Origin of the sequence: Arthrobacter stackebrandtii, from assembly GCF_017876675.1 — a bacterium.
GTDB classification, from domain to species: domain Bacteria; phylum Actinomycetota; class Actinomycetes; order Actinomycetales; family Micrococcaceae; genus Specibacter; species Specibacter stackebrandtii.
Genome location: NZ_JAGIOI010000001.1, coordinates 3,606,946 through 3,632,855 on the forward strand (window position 1 = coordinate 3,606,946; position 25,910 = coordinate 3,632,855).

Sequence of the window (25,910 nt, forward strand, 5' to 3'; positions counted from 1 at the left end):
AATTGAGCGTACACTGAAATTCAGTCGAACATATATACTAATCAAATTTGCGGCACTGGTATTCGGTGCGCGATTTGGGCCGGCAGTTGCTGCCGGCTGGGATGGGAGCACGTGCATGGGCATCTTTAGCGAGGCCGTGGATGTGATGTATTCAGCGCAGGGGGAGCCCGCGCAGCTGGTGTGGCGCGGGACGGTCTACGACGTGGCCCCGCATCCGCTGTGCTGGTATGAGCGCCGGGCCTGGTGGGAGCGTGACGAACGACTCCCGCCGGGCACCGGGGTGGGGGCCGTCGACACCCAGATCTGGCGCATGGTTCTCAGCGACGGCACGGCGCAGCCCTTCAGCCTGGACGTGGCCCACTACCGGCCCGCCGGCAGGTGGCGGGTCATAAAGATTTATGACCCGGAGGACGCCGTGTTTGCGGAGGACCCCGCGGACGGCGATCCTGGTGGCGCCGTGGACGCCGGCGGCGACTTTGGCCTGGACCCGGGGGAGGGGCTGGACGGTGCGTAACTTTGTCCACCTCCACGCCTCCTCAGCCTTCAGCGCCCACTTCGGTGTTTCGTGGCCGCAGGAACTGGTGGCGGCGGCCGCCGTTGACGGGGACGCACTGGGCATTGCGGACAGGGACGGGCTGTACGGTGCTGTCAAACATGTGAAGGCCTGCATGGCGGCCGGGATCGACCCCATCGTCGGCGTTGACCTGGCCGTGCTGGAGGAAGGCCCGGACGGGATGGAGACTGCCGGGCGGGTGGTGGTGCTGGCCCACGGCGGCAGCTCACTGCCGCCGGGAACAGGGTACGCGGCCCTGTGCCGGCTCGTCTCGTCAGCACATGCCCAGCCCAGGAACCGGGTCGGGCTGACCTTGGGGCAGCTGGCTGCGGGGGTGCTGGACGCGGCCAGCGGAAAGCCGGCCCTGACGGTGCTGCTGGGGCCTGATTCGCCCGTGGCAAGGGCCCTGAACGGGCGCAGGTACCTGCTGCCGAGGACCAGGTTCCTGGCATGGCGCGCGGCCATGCCCGCCGGGTCCATGGTGGTGGAGATCGTCAGCCACCAGAGCGAGCCCGGCGCGCCCATGAGCACCACGCACGCCGTGCGCATGCTGAAGCTGGCACAGGAATTCGATGTCCCGGCCGTGCTGAGCAACGCCGTCCGCTACGCCCGCGAGGTGGATGCCCCCACCGCCGACGTCCTGGACGCCGCCCGGAACATTGCCCCGCTGACGGCACTGGACAGGCACGAGGGCCTGCAGCGCACCAGCCGGGCCTGGCTCAAAAGTGCCGCGGACATGGAAGTGGTGGCACGGGAGGTCATCCGCCAGGGCGGCTGGGGCGGGGCGGAACTGCGGCAGCTGTGGGCCAACACCGCCCAGCTGGCCGACAAGTGCCGGCTTGACCCCGTGGCGGACCTCGGCTGGAAAACGCCCAGGACACCTGAAGCGCACGTGCTGGGCCTGTCCCAGCCTGCCGCCGCGGAACTGCGCCAGCGTGCCGAGTCGGGGCTGCACCAGCGCTTTGCCGGGCTGCGCGGGGAGAAGCTCCTAAAGGTGCGCAACCGGCTGGAGACGGAGCTGTCCACGATTTCCGGGCTGGGCTTTGACTCCTACTTCCTCACCGTGGCCGAGGTCTCCGAAATGATCCGCTCCATGGGGGTGCGCCGGGCCGCGAGAGGTTCGGGTGCGTCGTCGCTGGTCAACTACCTGCTGGGCATCAGCGCGGTGGACCCCATCGCCAACGATCTCCTCTTTGAGCGCTTCCTGTCCCTGGACCGCTCCACGCTGCCGGACATCGACCTCGACGTCGAAAGCGCCGAACGGCACAACGTGTACCGCCGCATCTTTGAGCGCTTCGGCTCCGAACGGGTCACCCTGATGAGCATGCAGAACAGCTACCGGGCCCGCGGAGCCGTCCGGGATGCCGGGCTGGCACTGGGGATGGACAAGGGGGAGATCGATGAAATCGCCAAGCAGCTGTGGCGGTTCTCTGCCGGATCCTTCCGGGAGGCGCTGGAGGAGAAGCCGGAGCTGCGCGACTTTGCCGCCCGCGTCCGGGAATCCCGAGGGCTGAACGGCCCGGAGGACCCGGACGGCACCTATGGCATGGACGGCACTGGCCTGCCGGACGGCACTGACGGCACAGGTTTCCGCGACGGCGGCGGGCACCGGGGAGGGGCGCAGCTGGACCTGCTGGTGGACCTCACCGAGCGCCTGGACTCCCTGCCGCGGCACATCTCCATGCACCCGTGCGGGGTGATCCTGGGGGACTCCTCGCTTCTGGACCGCACACCGGTGCAGCCCAGCGGCATGGGCCTGCCCATGAGCCAGTTCGACAAGCACGACATGGACGCCATGGGCATGCTCAAGCTGGATGTGCTTGGCGTGCGCATGCAAAGCGCCATGGCGTACGCGGTGCGTGAGGTCATCCGCCTGCACCCCTCGAAGGAGGCCGTGGCGGCGGAGGGCGGGCACGCACCGGACGCGCCGTTCATTGACGCCACCGGCGCCATAGACCTGGACGCCGTCCCGCTCGACGACGAACCCACCTTTGAGCTGATCCGCAGCACCCACACGCTGGGCTGCTTCCAGATCGAGTCCCCGGGCCAGCGGGAACTGGTGGGCAAGATGGCGCCCGCCGAGTTCAACGACCTCATTATCGACATCTCGCTCTTCCGCCCCGGGCCCATGCAGTCAAACATGGTCAAGCCCTTCCTGGAAAGCAGGGCCGGATTCGCCGCACCCCGCTACCCGCACCCCGACCTGGTCCCCGTCCTGGCGGAAACCCACGGCGTCACCGTGTTCCACGAACAGGTCCTGCGCACCTTCCACGTCATGACCGGATGCACGCTCTCACGCGCAGACGAATTCCGGCGCGCACTGGGCAAGGAAGATGTGGAGCCCGCGGTGGAAGCCTACTTTCGGGAGAAGGCAGCGGGACGGGGGTACGCGCCGTCGGCCATTGAAGAGGTGTGGGGGACGCTGAAGGCCTTTGGCAGCTTTGGCTTCTGCAAGGCGCACGGGGCAGCGTTCGCCGTGCCCACCTACCAGTCGGCCTGGCTGAAGGCGCACCACCCTGCCGAATTCCTCACCGGGCTGTGGGAACACGACCCCGGCATGTACCCGCGCCGGCTGCTTGTGGCCGAGGCGCGGCGCCTGGGCATCCCCATCCTGCCGCTGGACATCAACGCCAGCACCGGCGAGTACCGGGCCGAACGCACGCCGGACGGGACCACAGGGATCCGGCTGTCGCTGGCCGGGGTCTACGGTTTGAGCGGGACCGAGCTCAAGCGCATCGTTGCGGCCCAGCCCTACGACTCCCTCGCAGACCTGCGCGACCGGGCCAGGCTGAGCCGGCCCACCCTGAAACGCCTGGCCCAGCTTGGCGCCCTCGACTCCCTGCACAGCAAGGCGAAGGAACTCACGGGCAACACGGCCAACCGGGCCGACCTCGTGGCGCACGTCAACAGCCTGCCCGCCCGCTCGGCCAACAAGCGCAGCGAACCCATCTCCGGGCAGCTCGCCCTGCCCATGGAGGATGTGGAACTGGGTGCGCTCGCAGCCGAGCACCCGGCGCCCGCCATGGCGGAGACGGTGCGCACCGAGCTGGACCTGCTCTCCCTGGATGTCAGCGAACACCTGATGGGCAGCTACGCGCCCTACCTGGACGCGGTGGGCGTGCACCGGGCGGAGGAACTGCTGGGCCTGCGCAACAACACCGAGGTGCTGGTGGCCGGGGTGCGGATCGCCACCCAGACCCCGCCCATGCGCGGCGGGAAACGGGTGGTGTTCATCAGTGTTGATGACGGCACCGGCTGCGTGGACACCGTCTTCTTCTCCGAGGCGCAGGACAAGTCCGGGCCGCTGCTCTTTGGCACCCGCATGCTGCTGATTCGCGGCCTGACCCGGCGGACGGGCCCGCGCGGCATCACGGTGCAGGCGCTGGAGGCGTGGGACCTGCACGACACCGTCTCGCTGCCGGTGCCCGGCGCCGCGCCTGCGGCCGCCGGCTGACCGACCCGCCCGTGTTGGTGGGCGCCCGGCGAACCGATACCATCGAAGAGGCTCACAGCAACCCCCGTATGTTGCTTGGACAAGGAGCCGTACATGACAAACAAGGAGTTACCAGTGCCAGTGGATACACAGATCACCATTAATGTCGACGGCGAGACGACTGCGGTGGCCACCGGCACCACCGGCGCGGAGCTGTTCTTTGAACGCCGCGACGTTGTTGTCATGCGCGTCGACGGCGCCCTGAAGGACCTCGCAGCGGAACTCGTGGACGGCGCCTCCGTGGAAGCCGTCACGATCGATTCCCCCGACGGCCTGGACGTGCTGCGCCACTCCACCGCCCACGTCATGGCCCAGGCCGTGCAGCAGCTGCGCCCCGACGCGAAGCTCGGCATCGGCCCCTACATCACCGACGGCTTCTACTTCGACTTCGACGTCGCCGAGCCCTTCACTCCCGAAGACTTGAAGACGCTTGAGAAGATGATGCTCAAGATCGTCAACCAGAACCAGAAGTTTGCCCGCCGTGTGGTCTCCGAGGACGAGGCCCGCGAAGCCATGGCCAACGAGCCCTACAAGCTGGAGCTGCTGGGCAAGAAGAACGACGGCGACTCCGCCGAGGGCGTGAACGTTGAGGTGGGTGCCGGTGACATCACCATCTACTCCAACATCGACCGCAAGAGCGGTGAGGAAGTCTGGTGCGACCTCTGCCGCGGCCCGCACCTGCAAAACACGAAGCTGATCTCCAACGCCTTCGCCCTGACCCGCACCTCCGCTGCCTACTGGCTGGGCAACCAGAACAACCAGCAGCTGCAGCGCATCTACGGAACGGCCTGGCCCACCAAGGAAGCCCTCAAAGCCCACCAGGAGCGCATCGCCGAGGCCGAGCGCCGCGACCACCGCAAGCTTGGCGTGGAACTGGACCTGTTCTCCTTCCCGGACGAGCTGGGCTCCGGCCTGCCCATCTTCCACCCCAAGGGCGGCATCATCCGCAAGGAGATGGAGGACTACTCGCGCAAGCGCCACGTTGAGGCCGGCTACGAGTTCGTCTACACCCCGCACATCACCAAGGCCAACCTGTACGAGGTCTCCGGCCACCTGGACTGGTACCGGGACGGCATGTTCCCGCCCATGCACGTGGATGCCGAACTGAACGAGGACGGCACGGTGCGCAAGCCCGGCCAGGACTACTACCTCAAGCCCATGAACTGCCCCATGCACAACCTGATCTTCCGCTCCCGCGGACGCTCCTACAGGGAACTGCCACTGCGCCTGTTCGAATTCGGCTCGGTATACCGCTACGAGAAGTCCGGCGTGGTCCACGGCCTGACCCGCGTGCGCGGCATGACCCAGGACGACGCCCACATCTACTGCACCAAGGAGCAGATGAAGGATGAGCTCACCGAGACCCTGAACTTTGTCCTGTCCCTGCTGAAGGACTACGGACTGGAGGACTTCTACCTGGAACTGTCCACCAAGGATCCGGAAAAGTTTGTCGGAGACGACGCAGTCTGGGAGGAAGCCACCCAGACCCTGGCCGATGTCGCCCGCGAATCCGGCCTGGAACTCGTCGCCGACCCCGGCGGAGCCGCGTTCTACGGCCCCAAGATCTCCGTGCAGGCCAAGGATGCGCTGGGCCGCACCTGGCAGATGTCCACCATCCAGCTGGACTTCAACCTGCCCGAGCGTTTTGAGCTTGAGTACCAGGCAGCCGACGGCACACGCCAGCGCCCCGTCATGATCCACCGTGCCCTGTTCGGTTCCGTGGAGCGCTTCATGGGCGTGCTGACCGAGCACTACGCCGGCGCCTTCCCGGCCTGGCTTTCGCCGGTCCAGGTTGTGGCCATCCCCGTGGCCGAGGCCTTCAATGACTACATGTTCGACGTCGTCGCCCAGCTGAAGAAGGCCGGCATCCGTGCCGAGGTGGACATCTCCAGCGACCGCTTCCCGAAGAAGATCCGCACGGCCAGCAAGGACAAGATCCCGTTTGTCCTGATCGCCGGCGGCGACGACGCCGACGCCAACGCCGTCTCCTTCCGCTTCCGGGACGGCAGCCAGGACAACGGCGTGCCCGTTGAAGAGGCCGTCCGCCGCATTGTGGAGGCAGTCAGGAACCGCACGGCGTGAGCAATTTCGGTGGGGCGCCAGAGCCCGTTGTGGATGATTTTGAACTCCCCGGGGTTCCGGATGCCTTTCAGCGGCTGTGGACGCCCCACCGGCTCGCCTATGTCAAGGGCGGGCAGGAGCAGTTTTCCGGCAAGGACAGCTGCCCCTTTTGCGAAGCACCGAACCGCAGCGATGAACAGTCGCTGATTGTCCATCGCGGCAGGCTGAACTTCGTGGTGCTGAACCTGTACCCGTACAACCCCGGCCACCTGCTGGTCTGCCCGTACCGGCATGTGCCGGACTACACGGACCTGACGCTGGAGGAGACCGCCGAGTTCGCGGCCCTTTCGCAGCAGGCCATGCGGATTCTGCGCCAGGTGGCCAATCCCTCCGGCTTCAACCTGGGCATGAACCAGGGCGTGACCGGGGGTGCGGGCATTGCCGCGCACCTGCACCAGCACATTGTGCCCCGGTGGGGAGGGGACGGAAACTTCATGCCCATCATCGCCAGCACCAAAGCCATCACCCAGACACTGGCGGATGTGCGCCAGCAGGTGTCGGAAGCCTGGGCCGCGGTGCCGTCACCCGGAGGGTCGGCACAGTCCGGTCCCGGGCAGGGCGCAGGGAACGGCGAGGGGGCCGCGGCCGGTGCTTAACAAATACGCGCGGGCACTGTTTGCCGCCATCTTCACCCCTGTCGCCGCGCTCCTCGTGAGGATGCGTGTCTCACCCGACGCCGTCACCATCGTCGGCACCCTCGGCGTGGCCGCCGGGGCGCTCATCGGCTACCCCATGGGCGAGTTGTTTTGGGGCACAGTGGTCATCACTGTCTTCGTCTTTTCAGACATCGTCGACGGGCTCATGGCCCGCATGCTCGGCCGTTCCGGCAAGTGGGGCGCCTTTCTGGACTCCACGCTTGACCGCGTGGGCGACGGCGCCGTGTTCGCCGGCATCGTCGTTTGGTTCTACACCGGCGGCGACAACCGCTTCATCGCCTCCATGGCGCTGACATGCCTGGTGCTGGGCTCCATCGTCTCCTATGCCAAGGCCCGGGCCGAGGGCCTGGGCATGACCGCCAACGTGGGCATCGCCGAACGCTCGGACCGGCTCGTGGTCGTCCTCGTGGCGACCGGGCTGGTGGGCCTGGGCATCCCGGAAGCCGTGCTCGCCGTCGTGCTTGTCCTGCTGGCCATTGCCAGCCTGGTCACGGTGTTCCAAAGGGTCGGCACGGTGCGGCGCCAGGCGCTGGCGGAAAGCCTTCCCTCAGGACAGTAACACCTGTTTTTATCCCCTCCGGGCCCCGGAATAGACTGAGGCTGCCGGTGCCACGGATCACGTGCGCCGGCTCTCACATACTGTTCCGTCCCAGAGGGGTTTTTTGTGTCTACACCCGAGGTAACACCTGTCACCGGCAGCAGCCGGGTCAAGCGCGGCATGGCCGACATGCTCAAGGGCGGCGTCATCATGGACGTGGTCAACGTTGAGCAGGCAAAGATTGCCGAAGACGCCGGCGCCGTGGCTGTCATGGCCCTCGAGCGCGTGCCCGCCGACATCCGTGCCCAGGGCGGCGTCTCCCGCGCCAGCGACCCTGACATGATCGACGCCATCATCGCCGCCGTGTCCATCCCGGTCATGGCGAAGGCCCGGATCGGCCACTTCGTCGAGGCGCAGGTCCTGGAGCACCTCGGCGTGGACTACGTGGACGAGTCCGAGGTCCTGACCCCGGCCGACTACGAGCACCACATCGACAAGTGGAACTTCAAGGTGCCCTTCGTCTGCGGCGCCACGAACCTGGGCGAAGCCCTGCGCCGCATCAACGAGGGCGCTGCCATGATCCGCTCCAAGGGCGAGGCCGGCACCGGTGACGTCTCCAACGCCACGGGCCACATGCGCAAGATCCGTTCCGAGATCGCCAAGCTGGCCGCCCTGCCCGAGGACGAGCTGTACGTGGCCGCCAAGGAACTGCAGGCACCCTACGAACTCGTGAAGGAAGTTGCCGCGACCGGCAAGCTCCCCGTGGTTCTGTTCACCGCCGGTGGCATCGCCACCCCGGCAGACGCCGCCATGATGATGCAGCTCGGCGCCGACGGTGTGTTCGTGGGCTCCGGCATCTTCAAGTCCGGCAACCCGGCCCAGCGCGCCGCCGCCGTGGTCAAGGCCACCACGTTCTTCGACGACCCCTCGGTCATTGCGGACGTCTCGCGCGGCCTCGGTGAGGCCATGGTCGGCATCAACGTCGCCGACATCCCCGAGCCGCACCGCCTCGCCGAGCGCGGCTGGTAACCCCTCTCCGCGACGCTGCATCGGCCGTGCCAGGCAAAACTTCGGTTTGCCTGGCACGGCCTTTGTTTTATCCAAAGGTTGCCAACCCTCCAGCGGTGAAGCTGGATGGTGAACACGTCATTGGTGGTGCAGCGTTGCGCAAAAACACGTCAAAGGTGATGCCGCGTCGCATGGGCGGTCTTGGCCCACACTTCGGCACGTTGGGCGGCCATCGTTGCCTTGGAGGCGCTGATGTCACCTGTAAAGGGCCGCAACCATGCTGACTGCGGATGTGCGTCAATCAGGATTGCCCGGGCAAACAATGAAAGCGGCACGGCCATGAGTGCGCCGAGCGGGCCCAGCAGGAACGACCAAAACATGACGGACAGGAATGTCAGGGTCATGTTCAAGTTGACCGAGCCTGAGACGAATCTTGGCTGGATGACTGACTGGATCAAGGAATTGATCACGCCGTAAAACGCCACCACAGCGACGAACGCGGGCAGTCCGCCGGCCAGCAGGGCCATGACGGCTGCGGGAACCAGGGAAATCCAGAATCCGATATAGGGGACAAATCCGCAAACGAACGACAGCAATGCCCACAACCCGGCTCCCGGCACACCCAGGACAAGCAGCAGCAACAGGTTCAGGACAGCGACGACGGCGCCGAAAATGGTGGTCATGGTCATGAAGGAACGTGACATGCGGGCAAAGCTCCCCAAGGCCTCAACGAGTGGCGCCCGGTTCTTTTTCACCTCGCTGAGGATGGTGGGGAAGTACGTGGCGTCGATGCTCATGAACAAGACCAGCAACAAGAGAAAAACCATGCCCGAGCCCACGTTCAAGGCACCACCGAGCAGGTCGGCAACGGTATTAAAGACGGCCCGCAGGTCGATCGAGTCGACAATGGTGCGAACTTGTTCCTCGCCGATGCCGAGGCTCTCATGCAGGAAGATTCGCAGCTTTTCGCTCAATTCATTGATTTGAGGCGAGAACTGTGGAATTAGATTGGTGAACTGCACGGCGGATATCCACAGCGATGCCACCAGTGCAGCAATCATCGCGTAAACAGTCAAGACGGTGGATATGTCTGCCAACACCGGCGGAACCCCCCTGGCCAGGAGCCGTTGTTTGACTGGTTGGACGCAAATCGTCAGCACCAGGGCAAGGAACACGGGCCCCACGATTCCGGAAATCCTGTTGAAGCCAACCAAGACGATCACCGCAGCTGCCAGGCTGATCAGGACATTGGCGCCCGAGGACCTGGCCGGGGGCATAGTGGTCCTGGGTATTTTGCTGCTCACTGCTTCACTCCTAAAATATCCATTTCACCCATGCAACCCCATGCCCTGCTCGCCATGGTGGGATGCGTGAGCTGGCAGCCGATGGGCAGGGGCGTTGACTTCAGCGTCCCTGCCCATCGGTTCAAGCAGCCCTGGGCGGCTCCGATTGCTGTGCTTCCGCGTTAGGAAACAGCAACCTTGGTGGTGCCCAAAGCGTGGGCCTTGATGGCCTCGTATTCATCGGCGTTGATGGTGCCGGCATCAAAGAGGGCCTTGGCCTTGGCAATCTCGTCGCTGGGACTTGTCTGCGCGACGGTGCGGATGTAGTCCTCCGCCGCAGTCTGGTTTGCCACTGTTTCGCGGTATCCACGTTCGGCCATGCCCTGGCCGCGGAAGATCAAGTAGACCAGTGAGGTCAGCAGCGGGATGAGGACCAGTGCCAACAGCCACACGGCCTTGAGCCAGCCATTGAGTTTACGGTCACGGAACAAGTCGGTGACGATGGAAAATAGGGCAATGAGGTAGCCAAGGAAGACCACGGCTGAAAGAAAGACAAGAATGATGTTCCAGAATGACGACCAAAAATCCATGATGTACTCCAATTAGTTTTCCGTCCGTGTCAACGGACCGGGTCCAACGTATTCAGCCTGTGCTGTAGTGACAATTATTGGTTGGCGCTTCAAGGCGTGACAGCAATCGGAGCGCAGTGTGCATATTTTCACCAATGGTTGATGACTGGGCCCGGATTCCTGCACATGCGTGCCACTTCTACTTGTGCGCCAGCCGCGCGCTCTTCTGCGCCGCCCTGGTGGCAAGGCGCTTCTTGCGGAAGATCACGGGCAGCAGCCAGGCACCCAGGGCGGTGGTGATCCAAACGATGACGGGTGCCAGAACCCAAGCTGTTGCGCTGGAGATCTGCAGGCCCTCGGGGAAAAGGTTTGCCACCAGGGGTGCTGTGAGTGTGGACAAGAGGCCGATGCCACCCAAGGCCACGGGGGCGTAGCGGTTGGCAATCCTGAAAGTGAACGGCGAATGGAGTGAATGGGTGGCGGCAAATACCAGGATGGCTATGAAGAAGCCACTCACCTGGAGATTGAAGTCTGCCAGTACCCATGAAACAACGAGCAAGCCCAGTGCAGCGGTGCCAACGCAAATGGCTGCACGAATGAGAAAAATGATCATGGGACGACCCCGGAAAATCTGCTTCGCGCTGGCTGCGGATTGCCTCGCCCGGGGGCGTGAATCATCCACTATTGGTGGTGCCGCATCTAGCTGTCCAGTCCAGAGCGCCACCTTTCTGCCGCCTCCACCGCGAGTTGGAGCGCCAGTCCCACCTGTTCCTGGGCAGGGAAGACCCGATCGTTGCCCAGAATGTCCAGGCTGCCGGTTGCCACCAGCTGGCCGTGCACCTTGGGTCCAACCCCGGCCAGCATCAAGGTGCCGCCGGCCGCAGCCAGAGCCTGTGAGTATCGTTCCAGCGCCTTGATGAAGGTGGCGCCAAGTTCATCTTTTCCTCGCAGCCGAATGATGATTGCGGTTCCCTTGCACTCGGCAGGCACCTGTGGCAGCTGTTGTTCAAAAATGGGGGAGGCTGCGAAGAACAAGCTCCCGTAGGGAACCAGGATGACCAGTTGGCTGTTGGCCAGTTTCCGGGGCGGCTCAGTTTCGCGCGGCAGTGCAGTCCCGGCAGTGAATTCCCAACGCTTCACCATGATTCTGTTGGACATGCGTGCAATATGCAGGATCACGGCCAGTCCGACGCCGGACAGCACCGCATACTGCAGCGGAATGAGCAGCGTCAGCGTGAAGGTGACGGTTGCAACGGTTGCCTGGATGGGCCCGGTACGCCACACCATCAGAAAATCGTGGATCTTCAAGGTCCTGAAACCCACCAGGATCAGCAATCCCGCCAGTGCCGGCATGGCCATGAATCCAATGGCTGGAGCGAGGGCAAAGATGCACATGGCCATGATGGCACCGGCCACCAGGTTGGCCAGTGCCGTCTTGGCGCCGGCTGCACGGACAAGGGATGTTGCGGACATGGACCCGCCAACCGGCATGCCTTGAAACAGCCCGGTGGCCAGATTGGCCACGCCCTGGCCCCGGAAGTCCGCTGAGGCGTCGGGGTAGCGCCCGTCAGGGTTGGGTACCGAGCTGCTGATGGCGGATCCCTGGACCAGCCCCACCAGTGCCAGGGCGAGCGATGGGACAATGAGGGCCGGGACCAACTCCAAGGTGGGAAGCGCCAGGGCCGGGAGCGAGTTGGGCACCTGGGCAACATCGCCCAGGAGTGCCACAGTGGCCTCCACAGCGGAGAAGTTCAACAGTGCAGCCAGTCCGGAGCCGGCAATGACGGCCACCACCATGGACATGGCGCCGAGGCGCGTGCGTTCCAGCAGCAGAATCAGCCCCACCGTCACCAGGCCCACGGCCAGGGCGGCAGGATTGACCTCGAACACGTGCAGCACGGTGTCCGCGGCCCGCAGGATGCGGTTGGCGCCCTGGCCGTCGTAGCCCGTCAGGTTGTCCAGTTGGCCCAGGATGATGTTGATGGCGACGGCATTGACAAACCCCATCAGCACCGCCGTGGGAATGAACCGCACCAGGGAGCCCAACTTGGCGAGCCCCAGCGCCAACATGATCAGGCCCGTGAGCAATGCCAGCGTGGCCAGGGCCGCGGCAGATTGCCGGGCGTCTTGGGTCTGCGGGACATCGGAGATGATGACGGACATGGCCCCGGTGGCCTGAACACTCATGAACGCTGAACCCGTGGCGAGGGCGCCTCCCACGGTGCCCAGCAGGTAGCCGTAGAGCCCGTGCACCGGGTTGACCCCGGCGAGAAGGCCTGCCGCCAAACCGTCCGGGACACTCTCAACGCCAAGAACCAGGCCTGCCTTCACATCCGCCTTGACCGTTCGCCGGTCGCCAAAACGCGCCATGTATTGACGCAAGGGAGCCATGTTCAGAACCACGGAATCGCCGCCAGGGACTTCTGGATTTGGCCAAAGGACAGCAGGGACAGGAACACGGTGCTGAGCGTGCCGTTGTTCCTTGCAATCCAGGCACGCAGCGTCTCCAACAAGGGGCCGGCTTTTTCGCCCTTGGCCAGTGTCAGCAGCACCGGGACCAACATGGGAACAATGCCCAACGCGATGAAGACGATCATGAACGTCGAGGACGTTCCAACCGACAGCGCCGCCAGCCTGATGTCCAGCGCCGCAATGAGTGCACAGGAGAGGTTGACCGGGTTCAAAAGGAAGATCCCCAGCCCCAGGGCATAGGAGCGGGGCCCCGTGAAGGAAGCCACGGCCTGCAGCCAGCCCGGCAGCTGGGGTGCCGCGGCCGCCACCTCTTCCGGCGTAGTGGCGCCGGCCATGGCGGAGAGCTTGGCACGGGAGCGCCGGTAGGTGAAAACGGCCCCGGCGCCCACCAGCAGGCCCGCAACCAGGCGCAGGGGAGGAACCCACTGAGGGGGGTCAAGCTCCGGAGCAACGTGGAGCCAGCCAAACAACCAGTAGCCGCCACCTACGGCAATCATGACCGCGCACGCCCAGCCGGCCAGGTACAGCACACCGTTCACACGGGCGTTTTTTGAGAGCAGCACCGCGATCAGCGCCATCACGGCCAGGGGGCTGGCGACAATCCCCAAGAGGGCCGGGAGTAACTCCAAGGAGAGATCAATCATGGCTTTTCTGCTCCGTTCGGCAGGTCAGTGGAAACAGGGCCGGTCCGGGCAAGAACTGCCACGGCCTCGCGGTTTGTGGGAAATTCCCGGGTGCCCGCCAACAGCCCAAATCCATTGAGCTGCCTGCGCAGGCCGGGCCGCATCCGGGTGTAGGCGAAGGCAATCCCTTGCGTCCGGAGCCCGGCGATGACGCCCTGCAGGGCCTCTGCGCCGGTCACATCGATGTCGCTGACGGCCTCAACATCAAGCACGACGACGTCCAGCTCACCGCCGGCAGACTGCACCATCCCGTTGATGCGGTCCGCAAGAACCGAGCCATTGGCGAAAAAGATGGGTGCCGCGATCCGCACCACGGCCACGCCCGGTGCGGTGAGGCGGGCGCCGTCGTTGCTTTCCAGCAGGGACACCGTGGGGTCATCCCCGCCCGAGAGGACATCGATGGCCGGATTGGCGGCCCTGCGTGCCAGGTTCACCAGCGACAGGACAAAGGCCAGGAAGAGCCCGCCCAGCGGCCCCACCAGCAGCACACCGCCAAAACAAGCCGCGCCAATGGCGAACTCCACACGGGAAAGGTGCCAGAGCTCGCGCAACTCCTCCAGTCCCAACAGCTTGAACACTGCAACGGCAACCACTGCGCCAATGGCAGGGGAGGGAATCTGCGCCAGCAGGGCCGTGCCGAAGAGCAGCAGCAGGGTGGTTCCTGCCGCCAAGACAACACTGGGCAGCTGGGTGCGGGAACCCGTCTGGTCCACGGCCGCCGTGCGGGAGGTGGAGGAACCCACCGCGAATGAAGAGGACAGGCCGGCAGCCACATTGGCGGCGCCAAAGGCGAACAAGTCCTGGTTGGGCAAGGTGGCATAACCGTTCTTTTCGCCGTATGCACGGATCACCAGAAGCCCCTCGGCAACCGTGACCATGGTGAGCGCCAGTGCGGAGGGAATCAGGGAGATCCAACCGGCCAGGTCCAGGCGGGGGAGCTGGAACTGCGGCGGCCCGGCCGGCACTTCACCAAGCACGGACACGCCGCGGTCCTCCAGGGCAAAGGCCACCGTGGCAACAGTCGCCAGGACCAGGACGGCCAGGGCCCACGGAAAGGACGGAAGAAACCTGCGGCCCAGCAGCAGCACCAGCAGGGACCCGGCACTGAGCGCGACAGCAAAGATGTTCAATCCGCCCAGACCAGTGAGCAGCTCCCACAACTTCTCCAGGAATTCCCCGCCGGAATTGATCTTGACGCCCAACATCTTGGCGGCCTGGCTGATCATGATCTCCAAGGCAAGGCCACCCACAAAACCCACCAAGATGGGCTTGGAGAGAAAATTGGCAATAAAGCCCAGCTTCAGGAACGATGCGGCAAAGAAGAGCAACCCGCTCAGGATCGCCTGGGCCCCGGCCATGAGCACAAAGTTTTCCGGAGCCACGCCCAGCCCCACCAGCGAGGAAAACACCAGGGCCGCGGCGGCTGCGTCGGGGGAGGCCACAACCTGCCGGGAAGAAACGAGCACGGCATAGACCAAGGTTGGGACGATCAGGGCGTAGAGTCCGGCACTGGCCGGAAGCCCGGCGATCTGGGCATAGCCAATGTTCAGTGGGACCGAGATGGCCAGAAGGGTGATCCCGGCCGTCGCCTCCCGCGCGACGTTGTCCCGCGTAAGGCCTGTGAATGGTCGCTGCATCTGTTCTGTGCCTGTCCGTCCGGTGGTCCTGTCAATGAAGGTCAGCAGCCGCCAGCCGGTTCTGCGCCTGCTAATACATTCGGGGATCTGAGGGTGTGAAGGAACATCCGGGAGCGCAAATCATCAGTTGCTGATGATTGATGTTTGGTGAAGCCAGAGCAGGATGGATAGGGAAATCCGCAAACGAGGTACAACATGAACGGAAGGAAACCTGCCATGCAGGAATCCCCGGCAGACTGGGTAAGGATTCCCCCTGGCCGGTTTCTCATGGGGTCATGGGACTTTTACCCGGATGAACGGCCCCAGCACCAGCGCGCCGTCGAGGCCTTTGACATGTCCCGGACACCTGTCACGAACGCCCAATATGCGGCGTTTGCAGCTGCCACCGGCTATGTGACCCTGGCAGAGCGGGGATTGGACCAGCAGGATTTCCCGCAGCGGGAAATCCAGGAGCTGGCTCCCGGATCATTGGTGTTCACCCCACCCGACGGCCCGGTGGACCTGAGGGACTGGCGAAGCTGGTGGTCCTGGGTGCCCGGCGCCAGCTGGCGGCACCCCCTGGGGCCCGGCAGCGACCTGTTCGGGCTGGAGGAGCACCCGGTAGTCCACATCGCCTACCCCGATGCCCTGGCCTACGCGCAGTGGATCGGGGCCCGGCTGCCCACCGAAGCGGAGTACGAGTGGGCGGCCAGCGGCGGGCACACCCCCCTGCCCTACAGCTGGGGGCGGGAGCGTGATCCGGACGGGGTGGCGTTGGCCAATACCTGGCACGGCCGGTTCCCCTACCTGAACTCGAGCTCCGACGGATGGTTTGGCACGTCACCCGTGGGGATGTTTCCGCCCAACGGATTCGAGCTGTACGACAGCATTGGCAACGTCTGGGAATGGACCGGCGATCTGTACACCGGCTCCCATGCGGGCGCCGCCGGCGTTCTCCCCTACGAATCGCCCCTGGCGCTGCCGTGCCGGGACGGCGGCGCAGAAGGTGCCGACGGCATCCCGCGACGCGTCCTCAAGGGTGGGTCGTATCTTTCCGCACCCGAATACAGCCTCAGTTACCGGCCGGCGGCTCGCATGGGGAGGGCCGAGGACTCCGCCTCATCGGATACAGGCTTCCGCTGTGTCCGCACGGCAGGAGCCGGCCCAGACGTCGGGGCCACCACGGACTAACGGTTGCCCTTGGTGCCATCCGCTCCCTGAAAGGGGCGCGGGTGACGGTAGAATCCCTGCATGGGGACACGAGAAATTGCACAATGGAAACCGCTGCCCTGGTTTCTGGTATCGCCGCCGAAAAATGGTGGCCCGGCACGGTCAAGGGAACGGCTGCTCCGGCACATTGACGAGTTGGTGGACCTGTACCCACTGACATTGCTGTCCGCTCCATCCGGCTACGCAAAAACCGCTTTGCTGTCCACCTGGGCCGTCGCCGAGGGACGGCGTGTTGCCTGGCTCAGCCTGAGCCGGCACATCGGCGAAAATGAAGAGTCCCTTCTGGGCGGGATCATCAGTTCCCTTCATCGCCTGGCACCCCGGCTCGGCGCGAACGATGCACACCTGCTGTCCCGAATATTTCCCGACGAACAAGGAACGCAGGCAACCCTTGAGCTAGTGGCCAGCCGTCTGCTGGAGCTGGAAGAGCCAATTGTCATGATTGTGGACGACGCGCACCTGGTCGGTTCCACCCTGTCCAGCGGCTTGCTGCAGACGCTCACCGACCACTGCCAAAACCGCCTCCGCTTTGTGCTGGCGGGCGCCGCTGAGCTGAACCAGTCCTTTAACCGAATGCTGGCGCGTGGAACTGCCACCCGCTTGGGGCCGGCGGAATTGTCCCTGACGGTGGCAGAGATCGTGGAGGACTTCCACCAGGTGGGCATTGCGCTGTCTGAGGAGGCCGCGCAGTCACTCCACAATGAAAACGGTGGCTGGCCCATAGCAGTCCAGCTGGAAATTGTTGCTCGCTCGTCAGGTTCCGGCGGTACCGGGCCCGTTGGCCATTCCGTGCTGACCGAATTCGTGGCGACGTCCATCCTGGGCCAAATGAGGCCGGAATTAGCTGAATTTGTCCTGGCCGGCACAACCTGCCTGCGGCTGGACGCGGCATTGGCACAGCTCCTGACGGGGGCGGGAAACAGCTCGGCACTGCTGGAAGAATGCGCCAACCAAGGAATCTTCCTTGACCGCTATGAGAGCGGGGAGCACCGGACCGTCTACAAGTGGCGCCAGGAATTTTCCACCCAATGCCAGCAGATCCTGGACCGCACGGACAGCGGCCGGCGGCGCCGGCTCAATGCCATTGCAGCCCAGGCCCTGGCTCGGTTGTTCCCCACGGAAGCCATGTCCCACGCACTACTGGCCGGCGATTCCGAGGCGCTGATGGGTATTCTGCGGGAGCAATGGCTGCGGATCGTGATTGAATCCGGTGCCGCAGTGCTCAACGACATATTGTTGCAGCTCCCCGGTGACATTGCCTTGAACCCCGAAATCCTGCTGATACGCTCGGCATGCCTTGACCTCCTGGGCGATGCTCCGGGTTCCACCCTTTTGCGTTTGCAGGCCCGCAGAGCATTGTCCGCCATGGACGTGGTGCCGCACCAAGTCCGCGCCACCTTGGCCTTTGCCACGCTTTTCACAGAGAACGACGCCGGTGCACTCGCCATCGCCGTGGACTCGGCCCGGGAGCATAGCGCCGAGCTGCAGGGCAATCCGGTGACAAATGCCTTCGCCATGTTCTTCCTGGGGTGGACGGAACTGCGGCTTCGGCGCAATCCGGCCGCGGCCGTGCGCATGCTCCGTTCAGCCCTGGATCAGGCCGAGAATTCGGGGCTGCACACCCTCGCCCAACGAACCCGTGCCAACCTTATGCTGGCGCTGAGCTTCGGCGGGTACTTTTCCTCGGCACTTGCGCTCATGGCCAAGTATGAGGTGCCCGGACAGGATGCCACAGTTCTGGAATGGAACCACTATGACGGCGCCATTGAGCACTTTGCCCGCGGTATCGTCGATTTTTGGCAAGGAAGGCTGCCCGAAGCGAACCAGACCTTCCTGGACATGGTGGCGCAGGGTGGGCACCAGGCCTCCTACACGGCCCTGGCCCGGGTTTATCTGGCGTTCTGTGCCGCCGACACAGGGGATGCACGGGATATCCGCGCAGCCGAATCCCGCCTGGATGGCGTTAGCCAGTCCCCCCAGCATGGGGTTCCATGGCCCACCTATGGGCTCATTGCCGCGGCCAGCTTGCGTGCTGCCTCGGGGGAGCCCGAGGCAGCATTTGAGATGGTCCGGGACATACGCGATGTTGCCCATGTCCCGGTGTGCCTGGCACTTGCCGCGGAACTCGCCCGTCTCGCGGGGCGCCCGGCCGATGCGCTTCAGATGCTTGGCGGTATTTCTGCAACCGGCATGACATCTTATGTATCCGTCAGTGCCCTCATTACCTCCGCCATTATTTCAAGGGGGAAAGGGGAGGGTGATGCTGCCCACCGCCAGCTGGAAAGGGCCCTGGACCTTGCCGTGAAGGAATCCATTGTGCGGCCCTTCGCCGGAGGCGATGACGCCCTGGTCCAGCTGCTTACCGAACACGCGGCTTGGGGAACGGCACATGAAGGATTCCTCGCCGCAAGGCTTGCCCACGGCCCTGGCAACATCTCCAGGCAAGCCATGCTGGGAACGCAGCTTTCCAAGCGGGAGCAGGAGGTCTTTGGCTTCCTGCGGACCACCATGACGGCCGAGGAAATTGCGGCCGCGCTATTTGTCTCCGTCAACACAGTGCGGACCCACCAGCGCTCCATCTACCGAAAACTGGGTGTGAGCACACGCAGGGACGCCATTCGTCTTCGCCCCTGAGCGTGCCCTCGCCCTGCAGTTCAGGCGCCCGCCGTCATGGGTACCGAGACGTCAGAGCCACCCTCGGCCGTCACCCGGTCCCGCATCTGCACCAGGGTGGGGGCGCCGGCAAAACCGCCCGCCATCAGCGCCTGGCCCAGTCCGAAGTCCTTGGCCTGCGCCAGCATTTGCGCGGGAACGAAGCCGAACACTTCGCCCAGCTCCGCCAGGTCACGGGGTGCATTGATGCGCATGAGACCCAGGTTGTCGCACTGGGAGAGCACATTGGGGTGGATCTTGGTGGGCCGCTGGGTTGAAAGAAACAGCCACAGGCCAAACTTTCTGCCCTCTGCCGCGATCTGGACCAATTGTTCCGTCAGGGCCTTCTCCACGGCAGTTGCCGGGTGCGGGGAGCAGATGTTGTGAGCCTCATCAATCACAATGAGGATGGGCTTGCGGTCATGGCGGGTGGCCCACAGGTGTTCCAGCACGGCCAAGGCAGCCACCTTGGGTGCCGCCGGGGCAGTGAATCCGCCCAGGTCCATGACCGTGACCCGTGGTCTGGTGTCCACCACGTCGTTGACGGAATCCCCGCCGTACGACCACAGCTCCCAGTCCAGCGGGCGAAGGTTTTCCACCCGGTTGGCCAGCTTGACCTGGGCCGGCTTGCCGGAGTCGCGGAATTCCTGCAGCATGGTTGCGGCATCGAAGGTGGTGGGGTTCAGGTCGAAGTGCAACAGCTCGTTGTACTCGTCGGCGTCGGCAATGGGGTCCAGGCTGAGCACTGCAGCCTTGGACTCGACCGACAGGTCGGTGTACCGGGCATGAAGCCGCTCGCCGTCGGGGTTGGTGGAGTTGAGGATCCTCATGGGGATGGCCGAAAGACGCTGCGCCTCCTCGGCATTGGCGCCCGGGCGGGTCTCGTTCAACCGGACAAAGTCTGCATTGGGGTCCAGGATGAGCAGCGGCAGCTCTGTGTGCAGGAGCAGCTGTTCCAGGACCACACCCAGGGCGTAGGTTTTGCCGGAACCGCTTTGGCCGCACCAAAAGGTGTGGCGGTTGAATTTGTCCGCACGGATTTGCGCGGCCTCGCCCGGGGCGTCGATGCTGCTTCCGATTCTCAGTGTTTCCATGGAGTTAGTCCTTTGCAATTCGGTGGATGGCGGGGATTTGGTAGCCGCCGTCGATCACGGCAGCATCGGGCACATACATGCGCAGGAGTGGACGGAAATCACCGTCGGGGGCCGGGAGCCAGTTGGCCAGTTTCGCCGGATCACCCGGCTTGCTTGCCCCGAGGTGGATTTGCAGTGAACCGTCCTGCCCGTAAACCAGGCCAGGGGTTCGGTCGCCCACGGAGTAGCGGTCAAGCGGGTTCTCCACAAGGAAGAAGTCGGGGACCGAGTACATGGTCAGGGACCAGAAGGCACCCACCGGCGGCGTTGGATCAAAGGTCAGGACGTAGTCGTTTTCGCCGTTGAGCTGCTTGCCGTCGGAGTCGACATAAACGGCCGCGTAGGCTGCCTCGTAGGCGTGGTTTCCCCAGAGCCCGGCAATCGCGGCTGCAGCGCGCAGGAGGGGGCGTTGCTCAGGATCCATGGCGGTGTAGAGCGGCTCATCAAGCGTTCCAACCTCAAAAAAGTCCAGGTTGTAGTCAAAGGAGTGGTACGCCAACTGCCAGCCATTGACCATGGGAACCCCGCCGCCGCGCAGGAATTCCAGGACCATGCCGTGGGCGCCCTGCAGTGCCTGGGCCAATTCACCGATGGTCCCCTCATCCAGCCCCGCATAGGGGCTCGTTCCCTGCTCCGTGATGCCCAGCGGTGCCAGGGCTTCCAATGCCGGAAGGTCCCGCCCGGCCGGCGGAAAAGCCTGGGACCACAACCGCAGCTTTTCCAGAAACAGCAGGCTCTCCGGAACCCCGGGGGCGGGTGTTGGGATGCCCAAGGTGGGGGATGCGCCGTCGAGCGCGGAGAGCTTCATGGCGTCCTGGAGGCGGTGGATCCCGGGAAGGTCGGCCTCGCCGTCGCACGCCCACCGGCCCACAATCGAGGCGACAACTGTGGGGGACTGAATGAGCGTGGCATCTTCGGGCACTTGGCCTGTCCAAGCTGGCGGGACGATCAGGAATTTCCCCGCCCCGGTACCGGTGGCGCGCTGGCCGACATACGCAAAGTTGTTGGTCCAGGCATCCACAAATTGCAACACATAGTAGCGTCCTGCAGTGTCGGGAACCTCCAGCAGCAGCGGGCCGGAGCTCAGGTCCAGCTGGGCCATGGAGTAGAGGGTGTCGTTGTTGATGGAGACAAAGGTGTCCGCAGGGCCGGCCAGCGTGCGCGCATGGCTGAATGAATTGAAGGGAGCGGCCGGGTTGGCACCCACACCGCTTTCAACGTAGCGGAGCACCTGGTCAAGGTTGAACACCAGGGGAATGCCCAGGGCGTAGGCGTCTTGAACCGCCGAGGAATCAAAAGAGTACATGGGGATTTTCATCCTTAACTTTTGTAGGGCGCGGGAATGATCGGTGCGATGTTTCCTTTTCAGAAGAGTTCCACAAGCCGGTGCCCATGGCCACGAATTGGATCACGTTGGGGGCCGTCAGGGGCCCAAATCATCAATCAATGATGATGACCTGTGCCCGGATTCCGGAAAAGCTGAGGGTGTTACTTTTTTGACCAGTGAAAGGCATCTGAGTTCCCATGACTGAAATTCATGTCAACGCAGCAAACTTTGCCAGGGCAGAATCCGACCGCATGTTTGCGGCGATCGTGCACCAGGCCGGCGGGACGGGCCAATGGAGCCACGGCAAGGTTCCCACTCCCGTCGACGACCAGCCCATCATCCGGATGAACCGGGACACCCTCTACAGCGCCGCTGTCGTGGACATCTCAGCCGGTGCCGACTTGACCATTCCCGACGTCGGGAACCGCTACGTTTCCGTCATGGTGGTCAACCAGGACCACTACATCAACCGTGTGTTCCACACCCCCGGCAGCTACCGCCTGGACGTGGAGGAGTTTGGCACCGGCCATGTCATGGTGGCCGCACGCATCCTTGTCGACCCGGAAAACCCTGAGGACGTGGCACAGGTCAACGCACTGCAGGACCAATTGGTGCTGCAGAGCGCAAGCAACCGGCCGTTTGTGCTGGAACCCTATGACGAGGAAGCCGTCACCGCGACCAGGGCGGCACTTTTGGAGCTCGCCAAGGGCCTCTCCGGCCTGGACGGCTGCTTTGGGAAGAAGCAGGACGTTGATCCCATCCGCCACCTGATCGGCACCGCGGCCGGATGGGGCGGGCTGCCTGATGCGGAGGCCAGCTACATCAACGTGACACCCGGCCTGCCCGCAGGACGTTACACCCTGGACATTGCCGATGTTCCGGTGGACGGATTCTGGTCCATCTCGCTGTACAACGCAGAAGGCTACTTCGAGGAAAACCCGGCCGGCGCCTACAACGTCAACAACATCACGGGAACCCCCAACGCAGATGGCAGCGTGACCGTGATCTTTGGCGGGGAGCCCGGCGAGCCCAATGCACTACCCATCATGGACGGCTGGAACTACCTGGTCCGCCTGTACCGCCCCCGTGCCGAGGTCCTCGACGGCGGTTGGCAGTTCCCCTCCATCAACAGCAAAGTGACGGTCAACCATGGCTGAGCAAGAGAATTTTGACTACGGACCCGTGGAGATCTTCACCGTGGAATTCCCCGGTGAGGCCCCCAGCCCCGGCGTGCTGGAATCACTGGCAAGGCTGGAATCCACCGGCACGGTCCGGCTGCTGGACATGGTGCTGGCCGGTCGGGCGGCGGACGGGTCCTTGAGGATTTCAGAATTGACCAAGGACGACGCCGCGGCGGCAGGCCTGGCGCCGGCACTGCCAGGACTCATTGGTGAGGAAGACGCCACAGAAGCGGCGCAGGGCATGCCCGAGGGGACTGGCGTGGCGCTTGTGGCACTGGAACTGAGCTGGGCCACTGAGCTTGCCGGCAACGTGGCTGCCGCCAACGGAACAGTCACGGACTCCATCCGGATTCCGGCACCGATTGTCAATGGTTTCATCAACGAATTCGGCCAGGCCGACGCATAGAAAGGAGGGGCCATGCCCTTCATCGGAAGAGTTGGAAGGCCCGGCCTGCTGGGGCTGGCTGCGCGGACAGCAGTTGTGGCCGGGACCGCATCGGCCGTGGGCGGTGCCGTAACCAGACGCCAGAACGAACGGGCTGCGGCCTCATACGCCCAGGACTATCCGCCGGCACCGCCTGCCCCGGCCCCGGTCCAGGCTCCCCCCGCGGAGCCAGCCCCGGCACCCGCACACGCTCCCCCCGCGGAGCCGGCCCCGGCACCCGCACAAGCCGCCCCCGTTGACATCGTGGGCAAGCTGACGCAGTTGGGGGAGCTCAAGCAACAAGGCCTCTTGGATGAGGCCGAGTTTGAACGCGCCAAGGCCCAATTGCTGGGCGGCTAAAACCCAGCAGTTCCACACACATCACTTTGTACCAGTCAGTAATTAACAGGAGTCACCATGCGTAAAGCAATCCAGATCATCACAGCCGTTTCCCTTGCCGCAAGCCTGGGCCTGTCCCTGGGCGCGTGCAGCAGCTCACCCTCGGAGAACAAGGCAGCCGCCTGCCAGGCCAACACGGCCTTTGTGGAAGCCGTAACCGGTGTCCAGAACTCCCTGGACTCCTCCTCCACCCTGGCCGAAATCAAGGCTGCCCGGGACACGGTCAAAACTGCCTACACGGAGCTGGACAAGCAGCTGGACAAGGTCGGTTCAGACCAGGTGAAGGCCCTGGAAACGGCCTGGAAGGACTTGGACGATGCCGTGTCCGGACTCGATGACAACCTCACGGTGCCTGAAGCGAAGGTTGCGCTGGAAGACAGCCTGGCCCAGGTGAAGAACGCCCAGGACAAGATTGAATCCGGCCTGACTTGCTAAATCCAACTGGCCGTCATCAACCCAACTTGGGGGAATCATGAATGGAGCATTGGGGGAGATCCTCCCCTTTGCCGTCACCATTGCCATCAGCCCGGTGCCGATCATCGCCGCGATCCTGATGCTGATGTCGCCGCGGCCCAGGCCGCTCGGACTGGGGTTTCTGACAGGCTGGGTGGCGGGAATTGCCGTTGCTGTTGGAGTTTTCACCCTGCTGGCGGGCGTCATCCCCGAAAAGGCTGACGATCCCGGTCCGCAGCCCATCGTGGGAAGCACTCAGCTGCTCTTTGGCCTGGCGTTGTTGTTCCTTGCGCTCAAGCAGTGGCGTTCGCGGCCCAAACCAGGTGAGGTGGCGCAGCTGCCCAAGTGGATGGCCGCCATCGACACGATGAAACCGGGTGCGGCACTTGGGCTGGGGTTCTTGCTGGCGGCCGTGAACCCGAAGAACCTGCTGATGGCTGCCGCCGCCGGTGTCTCCATCGGTCACGCAACACTGGGCACAGGGCCTGCGCTCGTGGCGGTTCTGGCATTCATAGTCATTGCTGCGCTCAGTGTGCTGGCACCCGTGGTCATATACCTGGCGGCCCCGGCGAAAGCCACCGGGATGCTGGACCACGTCCGGATCTGGCTCACGGCCAACAACGCCACCATCATGATGGTTGTCATGCTGGTCCTCGGTGCGCAGTTGCTCGGCAAGGGGATCGGCAGCTTCTGAATTCTTTGGCGGCAGAGTAACGAACCAATTCAAACGAGAGGGAAGTAATGGAAAATCACCAACTGAAGCAACTCGCTGTTGATGCGTACATGTTCGCGTATCCGATGGTCCTGATGGAGCTCACCCGGCTGCAGGCCTGCAACGTTCCGGACGCCAATACCTTGCCCCTGCGTGCCCCGGTGAACCAGTTCGCCCACGGGCGCAGCTATCCGGCGGCCGACGCGCGGGAAGTTGTCCGCTTCAACTTCGACACCTTGTACTCCATTGCGTGGCTGGACCTTCGGGAGGAGCCCATGATTGTCAGTGTCCCGGAAGGTGACGGGCGCTATTACCTGACTCCCATGTACGACATGTGGACGGACATCTTTGCTGTTCCGGGGACAAGGACCACGCAGGGCGCGGCCCGTGACTTCCTGATGGCTGCACCGGGTTGGGACGGTGACGCGCCGGAGGGGACCACCGTTGTCCATGCACCGACTGCCGCCATGTGGATTGTTGGCCGGATCCAGACGAACGGCCCGCAGGACTACGCAAACGTGCACACGTTGCAGGACGGCTACCGGATCACACCGTTGAGCAAATGGGGGCAGGACTACACCCCGCCTTCGGGCCTGCCCGTTGACCCGGCAATTGACAATGTGACGCCTCCCCTGGACCAGGTCAATGCCCTGGACCCATTTGAGTTCTTTGGCCTGTTTGCCCAGCTGCTGAAGTCCCAACCTGCGCACCCCAACGATTTCCCGATTCTGCACCGAATGGAAGCGCTGGGCTTCACTCCGGGGCAGGACTTCACCGCAGATTCACTCAGTGCAGAGGTCCGGGAAGCAATTGCGGCTTCACTTGACGCAGCCTTGGCGGACCTAGTTTCCATTGTGGTCTCGGGCAGTGTGGGAATCGTAAAGAATGGCTGGAACTGGGATCAGGAGTTTGGCACCTACGGCACCAACTACCGCCTGCGCGCCATGGTGGCCATGGCTGGTTTGGGTGCCAACCTGGCTGACGATGCGATCTACCCGAATGCCATCACCGATGCGGACGGGAATCCTTTCACCGGCGAGAACAACTACGTCCTGCACTTTTCCCACGACAACTTGCCCAGTGTTGACGCGTTCTGGTCATTGACCATGTATGACGACGTGGGATTCCAGATCCCGAATATTTTGGACCGCTTTGCCATTGGCGACCGCGATCCCTTGGAGTACAACCATGACGGCTCGCTGGACCTCTACATCCAGACCGTCTCTCCAGGACCTGAGAAGGAAAGCAATTGGCTGCCGGCCCCGCAGGGTTCCTTTGCACCCATGCTGCGGCTCTACTCACCAACCGCCGGGACGCTCCGTGGAGAGTTTGTTCCCCCGGCCGTGGTCAAAGTGAGCTAAAAAGACCCAGGCTACGTTGCAAAAAAGGTGCCCTTTCCGCCAGATC

Annotated in this window: 22 protein-coding genes; 14 read left to right on the plus strand and 8 right to left on the minus strand. The window is 64.0% G+C overall.

Annotation, left to right across the window (positions count from 1 at the left end):
* Positions 1-115 precede the first annotated feature (115 nt).
* From JOF48_RS15790 to pdxS, 6 genes are all read left to right on the plus strand, one after another.
* Positions 116-514: a DUF6504 family protein gene (locus JOF48_RS15790; protein ID WP_209682128.1), complete on the plus strand. Its 399-nt coding sequence runs from the start codon at positions 116-118 to the stop codon at positions 512-514.
* A complete protein-coding gene (locus JOF48_RS15795; protein ID WP_342591274.1) occupies positions 507-4,007 on the plus strand; it encodes a DNA polymerase III subunit alpha in 3,501 nt (1,166 codons plus the stop codon). The genes JOF48_RS15790 and JOF48_RS15795 overlap by 8 nt, the downstream gene beginning before the upstream one ends.
* A gap of 93 nt (positions 4,008-4,100) precedes the next feature.
* Complete coding sequence (gene thrS / locus JOF48_RS15800; RefSeq protein ID WP_209682132.1) at positions 4,101-6,128, plus strand: threonine--tRNA ligase; 2,028 nt, start codon at positions 4,101-4,103, stop codon at positions 6,126-6,128.
* The gene (locus JOF48_RS15805) at positions 6,125-6,763 is read left to right on the plus strand and encodes an HIT family protein (RefSeq protein WP_209682133.1); all 639 of its coding nucleotides are present in this window, start codon (positions 6,125-6,127) and stop codon (positions 6,761-6,763) included. The genes thrS and JOF48_RS15805 overlap by 4 nt, the downstream gene beginning before the upstream one ends.
* Positions 6,756-7,382: a phosphatidylinositol phosphate synthase gene (gene pgsA, locus JOF48_RS15810; RefSeq protein WP_209682134.1), complete on the plus strand. Its 627-nt coding sequence runs from the start codon at positions 6,756-6,758 to the stop codon at positions 7,380-7,382. The genes JOF48_RS15805 and pgsA overlap by 8 nt, the downstream gene beginning before the upstream one ends.
* Positions 7,383-7,487: 105 nt before the next feature.
* Positions 7,488-8,390, plus strand: coding sequence for a pyridoxal 5'-phosphate synthase lyase subunit PdxS (gene pdxS, locus JOF48_RS15815; protein WP_209682135.1), 903 nt, complete (start codon positions 7,488-7,490; stop codon positions 8,388-8,390).
* A gap of 149 nt (positions 8,391-8,539) precedes the next feature.
* On the opposite strand, the gene JOF48_RS15820 is transcribed toward pdxS, so the two are convergent.
* From JOF48_RS15820 to JOF48_RS15845, 6 genes are all read right to left on the minus strand, one after another.
* Positions 8,540-9,673 carry an AI-2E family transporter gene (locus JOF48_RS15820; RefSeq protein WP_209682136.1) on the minus strand — a complete coding sequence of 378 codons (1,134 nt, stop codon included), beginning with the start codon at positions 9,671-9,673 and terminating at the stop codon, positions 8,540-8,542.
* A 161-nt stretch (positions 9,674-9,834) separates the two neighbouring features.
* The gene (locus JOF48_RS15825; RefSeq protein WP_209682137.1) at positions 9,835-10,242 is read right to left on the minus strand and encodes an SHOCT domain-containing protein; all 408 of its coding nucleotides are present in this window, start codon (positions 10,240-10,242) and stop codon (positions 9,835-9,837) included.
* Between the two features lie 178 nt (positions 10,243-10,420).
* A complete protein-coding gene (locus JOF48_RS15830) occupies positions 10,421-10,834 on the minus strand; it encodes a hypothetical protein (RefSeq protein WP_209682138.1) in 414 nt (137 codons plus the stop codon).
* An 86-nt stretch (positions 10,835-10,920) separates the two neighbouring features.
* Entirely contained in the window at positions 10,921-12,591 is a 1,671-nt protein-coding gene (locus JOF48_RS15835; protein ID WP_209682139.1) for a SulP family inorganic anion transporter, read from the minus strand.
* Positions 12,592-12,614: 23 nt separating this feature from the next.
* Positions 12,615-13,337 carry a GAP family protein gene (locus tag JOF48_RS15840; RefSeq protein WP_209682140.1) on the minus strand — a complete coding sequence of 241 codons (723 nt, stop codon included), beginning with the start codon at positions 13,335-13,337 and terminating at the stop codon, positions 12,615-12,617.
* The gene (locus JOF48_RS15845; RefSeq protein WP_209682141.1) at positions 13,334-15,013 is read right to left on the minus strand and encodes a SulP family inorganic anion transporter; all 1,680 of its coding nucleotides are present in this window, start codon (positions 15,011-15,013) and stop codon (positions 13,334-13,336) included. The genes JOF48_RS15840 and JOF48_RS15845 overlap by 4 nt, the downstream gene beginning before the upstream one ends.
* Positions 15,014-15,229: 216 nt before the next feature.
* Here JOF48_RS15845 and JOF48_RS15850 point away from each other — a divergent pair, with 216 nt between their 5' ends.
* Positions 15,230-16,183: a formylglycine-generating enzyme family protein gene (locus JOF48_RS15850; RefSeq protein WP_209682143.1), complete on the plus strand. Its 954-nt coding sequence runs from the start codon at positions 15,230-15,232 to the stop codon at positions 16,181-16,183.
* Between the two features lie 60 nt (positions 16,184-16,243).
* A complete protein-coding gene (locus JOF48_RS15855; protein WP_209682145.1) occupies positions 16,244-18,856 on the plus strand; it encodes a LuxR C-terminal-related transcriptional regulator in 2,613 nt (870 codons plus the stop codon).
* 20 nt (positions 18,857-18,876) lie between these two features.
* Here JOF48_RS15855 and JOF48_RS15860 read toward each other — a convergent pair whose 3' ends face one another.
* Positions 18,877-19,968 (minus strand): ATP-binding protein, encoded by a 1,092-nt coding sequence (locus JOF48_RS15860; RefSeq protein ID WP_209682146.1) that lies wholly within the window; start codon positions 19,966-19,968, stop codon positions 18,877-18,879.
* A gap of 4 nt (positions 19,969-19,972) precedes the next feature.
* On the minus strand, positions 19,973-21,313 hold the full coding sequence (locus tag JOF48_RS15865; RefSeq protein ID WP_209682147.1) for a DUF1254 domain-containing protein: 1,341 nt from the start codon (positions 21,311-21,313) through the stop codon (positions 19,973-19,975).
* A 218-nt stretch (positions 21,314-21,531) separates the two neighbouring features.
* Here JOF48_RS15865 and JOF48_RS15870 point away from each other — a divergent pair, with 218 nt between their 5' ends.
* Genes JOF48_RS15870 through JOF48_RS15895 form a run of 6 tightly spaced genes read left to right on the plus strand, consistent with a single transcriptional unit; the run spans position 21,532 to position 25,864 of the window.
* On the plus strand, positions 21,532-22,491 hold the full coding sequence (locus JOF48_RS15870; protein ID WP_209682148.1) for a DUF1214 domain-containing protein: 960 nt from the start codon (positions 21,532-21,534) through the stop codon (positions 22,489-22,491).
* Entirely contained in the window at positions 22,484-22,921 is a 438-nt protein-coding gene (locus tag JOF48_RS15875; protein ID WP_209682149.1) for a DUF6325 family protein, read from the plus strand. The genes JOF48_RS15870 and JOF48_RS15875 overlap by 8 nt, the downstream gene beginning before the upstream one ends.
* Positions 22,922-22,933: 12 nt before the next feature.
* A complete protein-coding gene (locus JOF48_RS15880) occupies positions 22,934-23,299 on the plus strand; it encodes an SHOCT domain-containing protein (RefSeq protein WP_209682150.1) in 366 nt (121 codons plus the stop codon).
* Between the two features lie 57 nt (positions 23,300-23,356).
* A complete protein-coding gene (locus tag JOF48_RS15885; RefSeq protein ID WP_209682155.1) occupies positions 23,357-23,773 on the plus strand; it encodes a hypothetical protein in 417 nt (138 codons plus the stop codon).
* A 37-nt stretch (positions 23,774-23,810) separates the two neighbouring features.
* On the plus strand, positions 23,811-24,485 hold the full coding sequence (locus JOF48_RS15890) for a GAP family protein (protein ID WP_209682156.1): 675 nt from the start codon (positions 23,811-23,813) through the stop codon (positions 24,483-24,485).
* A gap of 47 nt (positions 24,486-24,532) precedes the next feature.
* Positions 24,533-25,864 carry a DUF1254 domain-containing protein gene (locus JOF48_RS15895; RefSeq protein WP_209682158.1) on the plus strand — a complete coding sequence of 444 codons (1,332 nt, stop codon included), beginning with the start codon at positions 24,533-24,535 and terminating at the stop codon, positions 25,862-25,864.
* Positions 25,865-25,910 lie beyond the last annotated feature (46 nt).

Bases quoted from the DNA above. Each gene is read 5' to 3' on its own strand.
- JOF48_RS15890 (WP_209682156.1), top strand. From the start codon at position 23,811: ATGAATGGAGCATTGGGGGAGATCCTCCCCTTTGCCGTCACCATTGCC.
- JOF48_RS15825 (WP_209682137.1), bottom strand. From the start codon at position 10,242: ATGGATTTTTGGTCGTCATTCTGGAACATCATTCTTGTCTTTCTTTCA.
- JOF48_RS15835 (WP_209682139.1), bottom strand. From the start codon at position 12,591: ATGGCGCGTTTTGGCGACCGGCGAACGGTCAAGGCGGATGTGAAGGCA.
- JOF48_RS15860 (WP_209682146.1), bottom strand. From the start codon at position 19,968: ATGGAAACACTGAGAATCGGAAGCAGCATCGACGCCCCGGGCGAGGCC.
- JOF48_RS15790 (WP_209682128.1), top strand. From the start codon at position 116: ATGGGCATCTTTAGCGAGGCCGTGGATGTGATGTATTCAGCGCAGGGG.
- JOF48_RS15850 (WP_209682143.1), top strand. From the start codon at position 15,230: ATGCAGGAATCCCCGGCAGACTGGGTAAGGATTCCCCCTGGCCGGTTT.
- JOF48_RS15870 (WP_209682148.1), top strand. From the start codon at position 21,532: ATGACTGAAATTCATGTCAACGCAGCAAACTTTGCCAGGGCAGAATCC.
- thrS (WP_209682132.1), top strand. From the start codon at position 4,101: ATGACAAACAAGGAGTTACCAGTGCCAGTGGATACACAGATCACCATT.
- JOF48_RS15885 (WP_209682155.1), top strand. From the start codon at position 23,357: ATGCGTAAAGCAATCCAGATCATCACAGCCGTTTCCCTTGCCGCAAGC.
- JOF48_RS15840 (WP_209682140.1), bottom strand. From the start codon at position 13,337: ATGATTGATCTCTCCTTGGAGTTACTCCCGGCCCTCTTGGGGATTGTC.
- JOF48_RS15880 (WP_209682150.1), top strand. From the start codon at position 22,934: ATGCCCTTCATCGGAAGAGTTGGAAGGCCCGGCCTGCTGGGGCTGGCT.
- JOF48_RS15875 (WP_209682149.1), top strand. From the start codon at position 22,484: ATGGCTGAGCAAGAGAATTTTGACTACGGACCCGTGGAGATCTTCACC.
- JOF48_RS15830 (WP_209682138.1), bottom strand. From the start codon at position 10,834: ATGATCATTTTTCTCATTCGTGCAGCCATTTGCGTTGGCACCGCTGCA.
- JOF48_RS15845 (WP_209682141.1), bottom strand. From the start codon at position 15,013: ATGCAGCGACCATTCACAGGCCTTACGCGGGACAACGTCGCGCGGGAG.
- JOF48_RS15855 (WP_209682145.1), top strand. From the start codon at position 16,244: ATGGGGACACGAGAAATTGCACAATGGAAACCGCTGCCCTGGTTTCTG.
- JOF48_RS15865 (WP_209682147.1), bottom strand. From the start codon at position 21,313: ATGTACTCTTTTGATTCCTCGGCGGTTCAAGACGCCTACGCCCTGGGC.
- JOF48_RS15895 (WP_209682158.1), top strand. From the start codon at position 24,533: ATGGAAAATCACCAACTGAAGCAACTCGCTGTTGATGCGTACATGTTC.